General features: G+C 60.0%; 14 protein-coding genes. 3 read left to right on the top strand and 11 right to left on the bottom strand.

The features are described 5' to 3' along the window. Window positions 1–7 precede the first annotated feature (7 nt). From ACQUQU_RS15840 to ACQUQU_RS15805, 8 genes are all read right to left on the bottom strand, one after another. Window positions 8–877, bottom strand: a complete 870-nt coding sequence (locus ACQUQU_RS15840) for a lipase family protein (protein ID WP_430460674.1) — start codon at window positions 875–877, stop codon at window positions 8–10. A 39-nt stretch (window positions 878–916) separates the two neighbouring features. Then, window positions 917–2,731, bottom strand: a complete 1,815-nt coding sequence (glmS, locus tag ACQUQU_RS15835; protein WP_430460673.1) for a glutamine--fructose-6-phosphate transaminase (isomerizing) — start codon at window positions 2,729–2,731, stop codon at window positions 917–919. A gap of 4 nt (window positions 2,732–2,735) precedes the next feature. After that, the gene (locus tag ACQUQU_RS15830; RefSeq protein ID WP_430460672.1) at window positions 2,736–3,530 is read right to left on the bottom strand and encodes a DeoR/GlpR family DNA-binding transcription regulator; all 795 of its coding nucleotides are present in this window, start codon (window positions 3,528–3,530) and stop codon (window positions 2,736–2,738) included. 67 nt (window positions 3,531–3,597) lie between these two features. Further along, window positions 3,598–5,232: a diguanylate cyclase gene (locus ACQUQU_RS15825; RefSeq protein ID WP_430460671.1), complete on the bottom strand. Its 1,635-nt coding sequence runs from the start codon at window positions 5,230–5,232 to the stop codon at window positions 3,598–3,600. Window positions 5,233–5,300: 68 nt separating this feature from the next. Then, on the bottom strand, window positions 5,301–6,098 hold the full coding sequence (locus tag ACQUQU_RS15820) for an endonuclease/exonuclease/phosphatase family protein (protein WP_430460670.1): 798 nt from the start codon (window positions 6,096–6,098) through the stop codon (window positions 5,301–5,303). A 2-nt stretch (window positions 6,099–6,100) separates the two neighbouring features. Beyond that, window positions 6,101–6,739 (bottom strand): thiol:disulfide interchange protein DsbA/DsbL, encoded by a 639-nt coding sequence (locus tag ACQUQU_RS15815; RefSeq protein WP_430460669.1) that lies wholly within the window; start codon window positions 6,737–6,739, stop codon window positions 6,101–6,103. Between the two features lie 185 nt (window positions 6,740–6,924). Next, a complete protein-coding gene (locus ACQUQU_RS15810; RefSeq protein WP_430460668.1) occupies window positions 6,925–7,527 on the bottom strand; it encodes a c-type cytochrome in 603 nt (200 codons plus the stop codon). A gap of 47 nt (window positions 7,528–7,574) precedes the next feature. Beyond that, window positions 7,575–7,874: a c-type cytochrome gene (locus ACQUQU_RS15805; protein WP_430460667.1), complete on the bottom strand. Its 300-nt coding sequence runs from the start codon at window positions 7,872–7,874 to the stop codon at window positions 7,575–7,577. A gap of 144 nt (window positions 7,875–8,018) precedes the next feature. Between ACQUQU_RS15805 and yihA the strand changes: the two genes are divergently transcribed. Further along, on the top strand, window positions 8,019–8,669 hold the full coding sequence (gene yihA, locus ACQUQU_RS15800; RefSeq protein WP_430460666.1) for a ribosome biogenesis GTP-binding protein YihA/YsxC: 651 nt from the start codon (window positions 8,019–8,021) through the stop codon (window positions 8,667–8,669). Between the two features lie 388 nt (window positions 8,670–9,057). Here the strand turns inward: yihA and znuB are convergent, their stop codons facing one another. Genes znuB through ACQUQU_RS15785 form a run of 3 tightly spaced genes read right to left on the bottom strand, consistent with a single transcriptional unit; the run spans window position 9,058 to window position 11,109 of the window. Further along, window positions 9,058–9,861, bottom strand: a complete 804-nt coding sequence (gene znuB, locus ACQUQU_RS15795) for a zinc ABC transporter permease subunit ZnuB (RefSeq protein ID WP_430460665.1) — start codon at window positions 9,859–9,861, stop codon at window positions 9,058–9,060. Then, the gene (locus ACQUQU_RS15790; RefSeq protein WP_430460664.1) at window positions 9,854–10,621 is read right to left on the bottom strand and encodes an ATP-binding cassette domain-containing protein; all 768 of its coding nucleotides are present in this window, start codon (window positions 10,619–10,621) and stop codon (window positions 9,854–9,856) included. The genes znuB and ACQUQU_RS15790 overlap by 8 nt, the downstream gene beginning before the upstream one ends. Continuing rightward, window positions 10,618–11,109 carry a Fur family transcriptional regulator gene (locus ACQUQU_RS15785; RefSeq protein ID WP_430460663.1) on the bottom strand — a complete coding sequence of 164 codons (492 nt, stop codon included), beginning with the start codon at window positions 11,107–11,109 and terminating at the stop codon, window positions 10,618–10,620. The genes ACQUQU_RS15790 and ACQUQU_RS15785 overlap by 4 nt, the downstream gene beginning before the upstream one ends. 55 nt (window positions 11,110–11,164) lie before the next feature. On the opposite strand from ACQUQU_RS15785, the gene ACQUQU_RS15780 reads away from it, so the two are divergent. Together ACQUQU_RS15780 and ACQUQU_RS15775 are read left to right on the top strand one after the other, a co-directional pair. Then, entirely contained in the window at window positions 11,165–12,094 is a 930-nt protein-coding gene (locus ACQUQU_RS15780) for a zinc ABC transporter substrate-binding protein (protein ID WP_430460662.1), read from the top strand. Window positions 12,095–12,229: 135 nt separating this feature from the next. After that, window positions 12,230–13,069, top strand: coding sequence for an HDOD domain-containing protein (locus tag ACQUQU_RS15775; RefSeq protein ID WP_430460661.1), 840 nt, complete (start codon window positions 12,230–12,232; stop codon window positions 13,067–13,069). Window positions 13,070–13,087 lie beyond the last annotated feature (18 nt).

The raw sequence follows: 13,087 nt of genomic DNA, 5'->3' as shown, positions 1-13,087 counted from the left end.
CTGGCGTTCAGTTGATCGACAGCCCGAACAGATTGATTTCCATCTGATAGGGCACTTCGCTGGCACCCGTGGTGAGCGCCTGCAGCAGCGTCAGGTAGGTGCTGATCTGATGTGCCTGCAGGTTGGCCTCATCCGGCAGGCTGGTACTCAGTTTGGTGGCCCTGAGCATGGCCTTCAGGCCACTGGTCTGCGAGTAGGTCTGATCACCGAGCAGAATCACTTCTTCCCCCAGATGCCAGTAAACATCCAGATCGCGGATCTGCATCGGGCTCAGCGGCGGCACCAAGGGCACCAGATCTTTCTGGGTAACTACACGGGTCAGCGGCAGCTGACGGTAGAGGCCGGCCCCGGTCACGTTGGTGACTTTCGGCTGACCAAAGGTCACCACCTGAGTCACGTCAAACCCGGCCCGCTCAAGGTACATGGCCAGCACCACAGCCACCGCGCCCCCCAGACTGTGGCCTGTGATGTGCACCGGCTGATCTGGGTTCAGCTGCGGCGATACATCCTCGAGCACGGCGAAGGCGCTGTTGCGGAAGCCGGTGTGCAGCGGAATGCCGAGCCCCTGGTCGGGCTGAAAGGCGATATCCAGATCCACCATCACGTTGGCCAGATTAGCAGTGCCGCGCACGGCGATGGTCTGTACGTCACCGGCCCGGCTGAGCAGATAACTGACCTGAGAGTCGTCGAGGGTGGCCTGATGAATCAGGGTTTGCCCCTGCTGCTTCAGCTTGGCGGCGCGTTCTGCCTCGGGCAGATACACATCCGCCGACAGCTGCGCCTGCTCACTGAGCAGGGCAAAGTCGGGGGCCGCCTGAGCGGTCAGCGCCAGCAATGAGCTGGCCAGTAACAACGCGGTCATGCGCCTGCGCGCCATGCAAAACATCCGTATATTCCGGGCAGAGAGCGGGGTGGATTACTCCACCGTCACGCTCTTGGCCAGGTTACGCGGCTGGTCGACGTCGGTGCCTTTGATCACGGCCACGTGGTAGCTCAGCAGCTGCAGCGGCAGTGTGTACAGAATCGGCGCCACCAGTGCATCGCAATGCGGTACGGCCATCACCTGCATATTGGCTTCCGGGCGGATGCCGGCGGCTTCGTCGGCAAACACGAACAGTTCGCCGCCACGGGCACGCACTTCTTCGATGTTCGATTTCAGTTTTTCCACCAGATCGTTGGCCGGCGCCACCACCACAATCGGCATTTCGGAATCGATCAGCGCCAGCGGGCCGTGTTTCAGTTCGCCCGCGGCATAGGCTTCGGCGTGGATGTAGGAAATCTCTTTCAGCTTCAGCGCCCCTTCCATGGCAATCGGGTACTGGTCGCCACGACCAAGGAACAGGGCGTGTTGTTTTTCGGCAAAGCGTTCGGCCAGCTGCTGAATATCGGCGTTCATGGTCAGGGCTTTGTCGATCAGCCCCGGCAGTGTGGTTAACGCGTCAGCCAGGCGTTTTTCGCCGGCGGCGTCCAGTCCACGGCCACGACCCAGTGCGGCGGTGAGCAGCAGCAGGGCGACCAGCTGGGTGGTGAAGGCTTTGGTCGAGGCCACGCCGATTTCCGCGCCGGCACGGGTCATCAGCGCCATATCCGATTCGCGCACCAGCGATGAACCCGGCACGTTGCAGATGGTCAGGCTGCGGGCAAAACCCAGTTCTTTCGCCAGACGCAGGGCGGCCAGCGTGTCGGCGGTTTCGCCGGATTGGGAAATGGTCACCAGCAGGCTGTTCGGGCGCACCACGGATTTGCGGTAACGGAATTCCGACGCGATTTCGACGTTACAGGCAACGCCGGCCAGTTCTTCGATCCAGTAACGGGCGGTCATGCCGGCGTGGTAGCTGGTGCCGCAGGCGATGATCTGTACCTGTTCGATGTCCGACAGGTCGCCCAGCGCTTCCAGATTCAGCTGACCATTGAACAACCGGCCTTCCAGCGTGTTGATGATGGCCTGCGGCTGTTCGTGGATTTCTTTCAGCATGTAATGGCGGAATTCGCCTTTGTCGCCGGCATCGTGCTCAACCGTGCTTTCCTGCGCAGCGCGCTCCACCGGCTGGTTGGCGCGGTCATACACCTGCACCGCACTGCGGCTGATTTCTGCAACATCGCCTTCTTCGAGGAAGGCGAATTTGCGCGTCACCGGCAGCAGGGCCAATTGGTCGGACGCCACAAAGTGCTCGCCGATACCAAAACCAATCACCAGCGGGCTGCCGGAGCGGGCAACGATCATGCGTTCAGGTTGTTTGCGGTCGATCACCACCATGCCATAGGCGCCGTGCAGCTGGGTGCGGGCGGCCATTACCGCAGCCAGCAGGCTGCCGGCATTTTTCAGTTCGCGCTCCACCAGATGCGCGATCACTTCGGTGTCGGTCTGGGAGGTGAACACATAGCCCTGCGCCTTCAGTTCGTCGCGCAGGGTTTCGTGGTTTTCGATGATGCCGTTGTGCACCACGGCGATGTCGCCGGATACGTGCGGGTGGGCGTTGGCTTCGGACGGCTCGCCGTGGGTGGCCCAGCGGGTGTGGGCAATACCGGTGCCGCCACTGGCCGGGCTGGCATGCACGGCATCGGCCAGCGACTGCACTTTACCCAGCCGACGCACGCGGTTGAGCTGGCCCTGAGCGTCGATCACGGCCAGACCCGCCGAGTCGTAGCCCCGGTACTCCAGGCGCTTCAGACCTTCGAGCAGAATATCCGCCACATCACGCTGCGCTACGGCGCCGACAATGCCACACATACTGTTATTCTCCGTTGCCGGACGGCGCGATCACGACGCGCACGCCCTGTTGTTCAATGTGTTGTTGTTGTTCCGCAGTCATGCGGTCGTCGGTAATCAGCACGCTGATGGCCGACCAGGGTAATTCGAGGTTGGGAATGCGGCGGCCGATCTTGTCGGCTTCTGCCATGACCACCACTTCCCGTGCCGAGTCGGCCATGACCCGGCTCAGACTCAGCAGTTCATTGAAGGTGGTGGTGCCACGCTCAAGGTCGATGCCGTCACAGCCGATGAACAGCTGGTCGAAATCGTAGGAGCGGATCACCTGCTCGGCGATCTGGCCCTGAAAAGACTCCGAATGCGTGTCCCAGGTTCCGCCGCTGAGCAGCAGGGTGGGTTCGTTCTCCAGTTCGCGGATGGCGTTGGCCACGGTCAGCGAGTTGGTCATCACTACCAGGCCACGCTTGCTTTGCAGACGCGGAATCAGCGCCGCGGTGGTGGTGCCGAAGTCGATGATGATGCGGTTGTGGTCGCGGATGCAGTCGGCAGCGGCGCGGGCGATGGCTTTCTTTCGTTCTGAAACTTTTTCTTTGCTGTCGCTGGTGTCGCTGCTGGTCTGGATCAGTTCGGCCGGCAGCGGCACAGCTCCACCGTAACGGCGCAGCAGTACGCCGCTTTTCTCCAGCTCTGCCAGATCTTTGCGGATGGTGACCTCTGAGGTTTCGAAGGCTTTGGCCAGTTCATCGACCTGCACCTGACCGTGCAGACTCAGCCGCTCGAGAATGCCATGGCGGCGCTGAACTGTATTGCGTTTGGGCATTTCTTACGAACCGAAACTAAAGTCGGACAAAACTATCAGAACGAAAGCAAAATGCAACCGCTGCGGATCAGCCCTGACAGCTGCGGTTGCGGCCTTCGTGTTTGGCCTGGTACAGGGCTTTGTCGGCGCGGTCGAAAACGGTGTCCGGTGACTCCAGCGCGCGGAACTCGCTGACCCCGAACGACATGGTGATCGACACCCGTTGCTGCTTGAAGTGGAACGGACTCTGTTCGACTTTCATGCGCAGCTTCTCTGCGGCCTGCATGGCTTCGTCGGCGGAGGTTTCCGGCATCAGGATGACGAACTCTTCGCCGCCGTAGCGGGCGACGAAATCGACGTCGCGCAGGTATTTACGCAGCGAACGCGCAATCAGCTGCAGCACTTTGTCGCCGGCCAGATGGCCGAAGCCGTCGTTGATGCGTTTGAAGTGATCGACGTCGCCGATCACCAGCGCCAGATTGCCGCCGTAGCGGTGACGGCGGATCAGCTCTTCTTCGAGCCGTGCCTGATAGGCTTCGCGGTTGGGCAGACCGGTGAGCGCATCGTGGGTGGCGCGTCGTTTCTGTTCCTCGATGGCCAGTTTGCTTTCTTTAACTTCGGCTTCCATTTCATTCAGCCGTTTCTGCAGCATCTCGAGCTTGGCGGCGAGGCGTTGTTCGCGCTCTTCTTCGTCCTGCTGGTATTTCTCCATGGCTTTGACGATCAGGGTCAGATGCTCGCGCACGCTGACACCCAGTTCGCCCAGGTCGCCGGAGCCGGTGACCACCGAGCGGATATCGGCGATCTGTTCGCGCACCATGCTGTCGAGGTCGACCCGCGCGCGGCGCCGTTCGGACTGGCTCTGGCTGGCTTCGGTGACCAGTGTCTGAATGGCTTTCAGGCGCTGATCAAGGCTTTGCAGAAATTGTTCAAATTCAGTCTGGCTGCTGCCCAGACACTGCAGAAGGAAGTCGGTGGTGTCTTCCAGTAACGGCACCAGTTCGTACCAGTTGAGACCGTCCTGCAGGCGTTGTTTCAGGCTTTCTGCCTGATACGACAGGCGCTCGGGAATCACCAGCTGATTGAGCAGGCTGAACAGGGTGTCGGACACTTCTTTGGATATGTGCGAGAAGCCCGGTTCACCGTCTTCGCTTTCTTCGCTGTCGCCGGCTTCGTCGGTCTGGGCTTCTTCGTCGCTGGGTTTGAACCAGCGTTGCCACCATTTGCTGGAGCGTTCCTGATCGTAGCCTTCGAGGGTGGCGATCTCGCCCAGAATCTGAATCCAGTTCTGCAGCTGGCTGATGTAACCCGACCAGCTTTGCAGCTCACTGGCCGCGCTTTTGCGCACGGCCTTGATGCGCTTCATCAGCGGCCGTGGCAGCGGGCAGTTGCTGAGTTTGTCGGCGGCGTCAGACAGCTGACCGAGCAGCACTTCCGCCTGCGCAGCGTTCTGCGATTCGAAGCGTTTGACGGCCCGCTCGAGTTCGTCGAGCACGCGGGTCATGCCGGTGGCGCCGGGTTTCAGGGCATCGCGCAGTTCGCCCAGCGATTGGTCGACACCGCCTGCCTGACCTTCGGCCAGCAGCGACACCATAACCAGTCCGCGACGCAGCTGTTCCTGCTGTTGTTCAGCTGTGGTTTTGAGTTTTTCGTGGCCATCCAGCAGGTCGAGGTATTTGTCGCGCCAGCGGCGGGCGGATGAGGCTTCTGTTCCCTCAGACATTCAGTGTTCCCGGTGATCAGACGATTTACCGCTAAGTATAGGAAAGGCCCACATTTTTGCCGGAATTGTCAGGCCTGCGCAGCGGGCGGCCAGCGGATCTCAGCGGCAACGGGTAAATGGTCGGAATGCGGATGGGCAATCACGGCACTGCGCAGCAGTTCGAGGCCGTCACTGAGCAGAATATGATCGAGCCCGCGACTTGGTCGCCAGCTCGGGTAAGTGGGCATAAAACAGCGGGGCGAGTGCAGATTCAGACGGCGCAGCGGGCTGTGCTTCAGCAGCACATCGGCCTCCTGATTGAGGTCGCCCATGATCACCAGATGGCGGGCGTCGCCGACCAGATCACAGAGAAAATCGAGCTGGCTGAACTGGGTGCGTTTGCCGAGTGCCAGATGGGTGACCGCCACGACCAGTTGCTGCTTGCCGTCACCAAAACGCATCACCATCAGACCACGGCCGGGTAATAAACCGGGCAGGGCATGGTGTTCCTGCTGGCAGGCCGCGAGGCGGCTCAAGACGCCGTTGCTGTGGCGGGCGATGCCGGCCAGATTGCGGTTCACCTGCTGGTACCAGAACGAAAAGCCCGCCTGTTGCGCCAGCTCTTCGACCTGATTGCACTGGCGGCTGCGGAAACTGCCGGCGTCGGCTTCCTGCAGGGCCACGATGTCGAAGGGTTGTACCAGTCTGGCGATGCGGTTCAGGGAGTAGTCGCGTTCTTCGCTGGGCAACAGATGCTGCCAGCTGCGGGAGAGGTAATGATGGTAGGCGGCGGTCTGTATGCCGACCTGAATATTGAAGGACAGCAGCCGGAGGGTGTCAGCCGGGCGGGGGGCGCCGGTGAATTCCTCCAGGCTGCAGAAGGGCATGCTTATTTGCCTTTCAGGGCCGCACGCTCTTTGGCGATCAGATAATCGGCCACTTTCAGCATCTGATCCTGACCACCGGCGGTGCTGGCGGTAATGACGTATTTACCCTGAATAATCAGAGCCGGAACGCCGTCGATCTTGAACGCACGGATGCGCTGATCGCCCTGTTTCATGCGGCTCTTCACGGTGAATGAGTCGTAGGCTTTGTCGAAGTCTGCGGCGGAAACGCCGCCTTTTTCCATCAGGAATTCACGCTGCTCGTCTTTTTCCAGCAGACGCTTTTTGTGGATGTGCACGGCTTTGAAAATCTCTTCGTGTACCTGTGGCAGCACGCCCAGTACATCGGCAACGTAGTACAGCTGCGCGTGCACTACCCAGGCGCGGCCAAACATAGCCGGAACACCTTCGAAGGCGACGTCGGCGGCCAGATTTTTCTTCCACGGCTCAATGGAATCTTCCAGATGGAAGCAGTGTGGGCAGCCGTACCAGAAGGCCTCTTCCACGTGCACTTTACCGTCCGCCATAACGGCTACCGGCTCAGCCAGCACTGTGTATTCTTTGCCGGCCTGATACTCGGCATGAACAGCGGCACTGACCATAAGAGCAGCGGCTGCGATCCATTTGCTCACCTGTGCGAACATTGGGTAACTCCGTGTGTGTTGTAAGAGATGATGAGACGGCATTCTTGCACAAAGGTTCTGACACGCCCACCGCCGGAACGCAAAGTGTGGTAAAGGCGTGACGGACGGCCGTTTTTACGGTCTGGCAGGGCAGAATGCGGGCATAAAAAAAGGTGGCCTGAGCCACCTTTTTTAACAGGCTGCGATTAACGCAGGCCCTGAATGTAAGAAGCGACGGCTTCTACTTCGGTTGCGTGCAGACGTGCTGCGATGTCACGCATCATGCGGCTGTCGCCGTCGTTGGTACGCTGGTTCATGCTGAATGCGGTCAGCTGAGCGGCAGTGTACGCATCGTGCTGGCCAGCCAGACGTGGGAAACCGGCAGTAGCAACGCCTTTACCATCCGGACCGTGACAGGCCAGACAGGCTGGAACGCCTTTCGCCTGAATGCCACCGCGGTAGATGCTTTCACCCAGCTTGGCCAGTTCTTCTTTGGCGCCACCGGCGGTTGGGATCTGGCTGCCGAAGTAAGCGGCCAGGTCTTCTACGTCAGAGTCGCTCAGACCGGCTACGAACGGAGCCATGGCCGGAACAGAACGGCGACCATCACGGATGTCTTTGATTTGCTTGACCAGGTAACGCTCGCCCTGACCCGCGATTTTCGGGAAGGTTGGGGCCATGCTGTTACCATCTGCACCATGACAGGCTGCGCACATGGCGGATTTTGCTTTGCCGGCGTCCGCGTTACCGGCGTGGGCAACGGAGATCAGACCGGCAGATACGATCAGGCTAATCAACAGGTTTTTCATCATCAGGTCCAGGTTGTAAGTGAATTCGTCGCTTTTCAGTCCGCGCCTTATTTAGCGGTGGACATGTAAGTGATCAGTTCTTTGTACTGCTCGGCGGTGCAGTCCATGCACAGACCGCGTGGTGGCATGGCATTCAGACCGTTGGTAACGCTGTTAACCAGAGCATCCATACCTTTTGCCAGACGTGGTTCCCACGCGGCTTTGTCGAATGCTTTCGGTGCACCGGCTACGCCCATGCCGTGGCAGGCGTTACAGGTTTGCTGAAATTTGGCAGCAGCATCAAATGCCTGAACATTAGCGCTCATAGCAGCGGCGGTGACGGCGGCCATCATCATCAGTTTTTTCATGGGTGATACTCTCTCTCTTTGCTTGTTTTTCAAGGGTCAAAACAGCTTAGCCCCGGAGTACCCGCCCTGTGATATGATGGGTGCGTCATCCAAAGGCCCAGCATTATATAACATTAAATTCCGGACGGTCATTACGTTTACCCTATGTCAGATCAGGATTCATTGACTTACACCAAGACCCGATTCGTTAAGAGCGCCGCCAAGCTCAGTCAATGTCCTCTGGAGATTGTCCGCGAAGTCGCGTTTGCCGGTCGGTCCAACGCCGGTAAGTCCAGCGCACTCAATTGCCTCACCGGCAATAAGAAACTGGCCCGCACCAGTAAAACGCCGGGTCGTACTCAGCTTATCAACTATTTTCAGGTGGGCGACGATCCGCTCGCGCTGGTTGACCTGCCAGGCTACGGCTTTGCCAAGGTACCGCTGGCGGTGAAAGAAGCCTGGCAGAAAGAGCTGGATAACTACCTCACCAACCGTCAGGCGCTGGTGGGACTGGTGTTGCTGATGGATATCCGCAACCCGCTCAAAGACTTTGACCAGCATATGATCCGCTGGGCTGACCGCTCGGCCATGCCAGTGCACATTCTGCTGACCAAGGCCGATAAACTCAGCCGCGGGCCGGCACAGACCGCCTTACTGGCAGTGAAAAAAGCGCTGAAGGACATCAGCACTCAGGTCACCATTCAGACGTTTTCGTCCCTCAAGGGCGATGGTCTCGACACCCTGCGCAAGCAGCTCGATCAGTGGCTGTTGCCACCTCTGGACGCCACGGACAGCGACGATCAGCAACCCGGCTGAGTCATCGTTTCAGCGCGCTGCGCGTCTTCCTGTGAATGCCCGGCTAACTGCCGGGCATTTGTCTTTTTCCGGCAGCGGAATTCCGGCGGCTGGCTGATTCTTAAACAGTTCTCAGGGCTTATTCTCAGGCGAACACCGTCATCCGGTTAAGGTGAGCGGGGTTAACTACAAGTGGCAGGAAAAAAATGCCGCAATTCGGGCTGATTTCAGGCAGAGCGCGGGGTGCAGGCTATAGTTAGGTTAATCGCTGAACGATCTGGTTGATCGAGTGTTCGCTCAGCGGGGGTGTTTTCAAGGTAGTTCTTTTTCTTCGGTACTTCCCCAATGATCCGAAGTTAACCCGGTCGTTTGCCCCCAATGGCGACCGGGTCTTTTTTATGGGCGTCTGTCAGCGCTGGCTCAGTCCGCGCAGCGACTGCCCGATCAGCACCAGCGCAAACAGGCTGGTCGCGGTGACCACCACACTTGGGCCGGCGGGTGTATCCCAGCGGAATGACGCCCACAGACCACCCAGTACCGACAAGGCACCGGCGCCACTGGCGAGCAGAACCATCTGCTCCGGTGAACGCGACAGCGTGCGCGCCACCGCCGGCGGAATGATCAGCAGCGCGCTGACCAGCAGAATGCCCACCACTTTCATCGCCAGTGCGACGATCAGCGCCAGCAACAGAATCAGCATGGCGTTCAGGCGTTTGACCGGCAGGCCGTCGATGGTCGCCAGCTCGCTGCTGACCGTGATGGCCAGCAGTGGTCGCCATTGCCACACCAGCAGAATCAGCACCAGCACGGCGGCGGCCAGAATCCAGAGCACATCCGCCGGTTCAACCGCCAGCAGATCGCCGAACAGATAGCCCATCAGGTCGACCCGCACCCCCTGCGCCAGACTCAGGGTCACCAGACCAATCGCCAGCGTACTGTGCGAAACAATACCGAGCAGGGTGTCCGACGACAGCCGCGCCCGCCGCTCCAGCGGCAACAGCACCAGCGCCAGCAGCATGGAGCCGAACACCAGTGCCAGCGTGAGGTTGATGTCGGTGAGTACGCCGAAGGTGATGCCCAGCAGTGCGCCGTGGGCCAGGGTATCGCCGAAGAACGCCATGCGCCGCCACACCACAAAGCTGCCCAGCGGGCCGGCGACCAGCGCCAGCAGCAGCCCGGCCAGCAGGGGCATCAGCCACCAGAACTCAGCCATTCTGGCCTCCTGTGTGCGTGTGATCGTGGTTGCAGTGCGCATGATCGTGATGATGGGTGTAATGCGCGATGGCGGAATTGCGCGCCGGGCGGGCGCCGAACAGCTGCAGATACGCCGGGCTGATGGAAACCTGATCCGGATGACCAGAGCAGCAGACGTGACCGTTCAGGCACACCACTTCGTCGGTGGCGGCCATCACCAGATGCAGATCGTGGGATACCATGAGCACTGCGCAATTCAGTTCGCTGCGCAGCTGGGGAATCAGGCGGTAGAGCTCCATCTGCCCCTGCACATCCACGCCCTGCACCGGCTCGTCCAGCACCAGAACATCCGGCTTCATCAGCAACGCACGCACCAGCAGCACCCGCTGCCATTCACCACCGGACAAGTCGTGCACCGACAGCGGAGCCAGTGCTTCAATGCCCAAACGCTGCAGCCAGTGGGCGATGTCGTGCCGGCTGGCGTTGCGTGCCAGCCGCAGGAAACCCTCCACCGTCAGCGGCATGCGCTGGTCGAGACTCAACTTCTGCGGCATGTAGCCAATGTGCAGACCGCGGGCGCGGATTACCTCGCCGGAGTCGGCCTGTTCCAGCCCCAGCAACACTTTGATCAGCGTTGATTTACCGCAGCCGTTGGGACCGATCAGGGTCATGATGCGGCCACGTTCCAGCTTAAGGCTGATGTCACTTAATACGGTTTTGTGGCGGCGAGTCAGGTTCAGCTGGCGCGCTTCGAGCAGGATGTCAGGAGTCTGGCTCATGATGCCTTCCGGCAGGCCGGGCACAGGCCCAGCAGTTCAGTGATCTGTTGTTCGACAACAACGCCAAGGGCTTCCTCTGCCTGTCGTGCGACGCTGCTGACCTTAGCGGCGTCGAGCTCCTGAGCCTGACCGCAGGCGCGGCAGACGAAGAAACAGGTCGGGTGCTCTTCACCCGGATGGTCACAGCCGATGTAGGCATTCAGTGACGCAATGCGGTGCACCAGCCCCAGCTCGAGCAGAAAATCCAGCGCCCGGTAAACGGTCGGTGGTGCCGAGTTGAAGCCATCGGCAGCCAGCCCCGGCAGCAGATCGTAAGCGCCGACCGGCTTATGATTCGCCCACACCAGCTCCAGCACCCGCTGGCGGATGGGCGTCAGGCGTACGCCTTTGGCCTCGCACAGCTGACGGGCTTTCGCCACGGCGCTGTCGATGCAGGCGTGATGGTCGTGGGAGCGGTAGACGTTCGGGTGTAGGGACTTCTGGGTCATGCCTGCAACCTTAGGTTATAATGTTGCAATTCTACGATACTCCTCCGGATTCACAATGAAGATTCTGCGTTTCTGCTCCCTGCTGGCGCTGTCCCTGCCGGCATTCACTGTTTCAGCCGCTGAACCCAGAGTGCTGGCCAGTGTGCATCCGCTCGGGCTGGTGGCAGCCTCTGTGGTCAGTGCAGAGCAGCTCAGCGTGCTGGTGCCACCGGGAATGACGCCACACGATTTCTCGCTGCGCCCGTCAGATGTCGAAAAAATTCAGGCGGCGGATGTGATTCTCTGGTCCGGTGCCGAGGGCGAACCCTATCTGGCGGGCTTTGCCAAACGCTGGCCGGATAAACAATGGATTGATGTATCGGCCTTTGCCGCCGACGGGCATCACGACGATGACGCTCAGGACGGGCACGATGACCATGACCATCAGCGTGGCGATTCTCACCGTGACGGCGATGTTCACGATCATGGCGACGATGCGCACGATCATGCCGGTCATCACCATGACCCGCACTGGTGGCTGAACCCGGAACAAATGGTGGCCGCCCAGCGTCAGCTGGCTCAGCGACTGGGGCGTGATCCGGCGCCGTTTGCGGCGGCGGTCGAACAGCAGCTGGCCGCCTCGCAACAGACGCTGTCCCCGCTGCGCGGTCGCGGCTTCTTCGTATTTCACCGCGCCTGGGATCACTGGGTCGAACACTTCGGCCTGAATCAGGTTGGTGCCTTCACGCTGACCCCGGAGCAGAAACCCGGACTGAAAACCCTGCAATCCATGCGCACGCAAATTGAACAGGGCAATGTGGTGTGCGTCTTCAGCGAACCGGAATTTTCGCCGGCGCTGGTGGAGTCGGTGGTGCGGGGAACCGGCGTGCGCCGTGGTGAGCTGGACCCGATGGCGCTGAACATTCCGCTGACGGTCAATGGTTACCCGGCCTTTCTGAGCGACCTGACGCAACGTTTTGAAACGTGCCTGAAGAACGATCGTTAATAGTATTTGATCAGATCCTGACGCCGCTCATGGCGACCGCACATTGCGGACACTTTCTGAGTGGTTTGTCAGATACTCGCTGAAAACCCGTCTAGGCTTACCGGCGTTACCGGTTCAGCCGTACAGCGAGTGACAATGATAGCGTTAACCCCGGAATTGACGGACCGCATCGGCCGCGGCTTCGTCGTCCCTTCCAAACCTCAGATTCTGGTCGACATTCAGCAACTCATCGACGATCCGCAAGGCGACATCAGCCAGCTTGCGCGCCTGATTTCGCGTGACATTGGTTTGTCGTCGGCGATTTTAAAAACCATCAATTCGCCGGTATATGGCATGAGCCGCACCATCAGCGATATTCAGCAGGCGGTGATGCTGCTCGGCGCGCGTTCGGTCGGCACCCTGGTGACCGCGCTGCTGTTGCGCAAAGGCTTTAAAGGCCGGGCCGCCATTTCCTACGAGCGCCTGTGGGACAACTCCACCATGGTGGCGGAAACCATGGTGTTCATCGGCCAGACCATCAAAGACAAAATCCCGGCGGAAAACCTCTACAGCACGGGGCTGTTTCACGATTGCGGCATCGCTGCGATGAGCCAGAAATACCCCGATTACCGCGAAACCCTGCAGCTGGCGAATCAGGATTACGAGCACAATCCGGTCAGCCTCGAAGACGAGCGGTATCAGTGCAATCACGCGCAGGTGGGTTATTTCATCGCCAGCAGCTGGTCGCTGCCGGCGGACATCTGCCGTGTGGTGCTGACCCACCACGAAGAAGATTTTCTCGATCACTACATGGACGACCCGGTGTCTCTGATCTGGGCGGCGCTGAAAGTGGCCGACAACATGGTCAACAGCATCCGCCGTGACTGCAATCTCACCGACTGGTCACGCATCAAGCACGGCTGCTTCGAAGCGCTGGGTATGACGGAAATGGACTACCTCGACCTGATGGAAGACCGCGAGCAGCAGATGGCCTGATCGCGGTGGTCTGGCCGG

Source organism: Thalassolituus sp. LLYu03 (assembly GCF_050507655.1).
Classification (GTDB): Bacteria; Pseudomonadota; Gammaproteobacteria; order Pseudomonadales; family Oceanobacteraceae; genus Venatoribacter.
The sequence above is the reverse complement of the archived record's forward strand: the minus strand, read 5'-3'. Positions and strand labels throughout refer to the sequence as shown.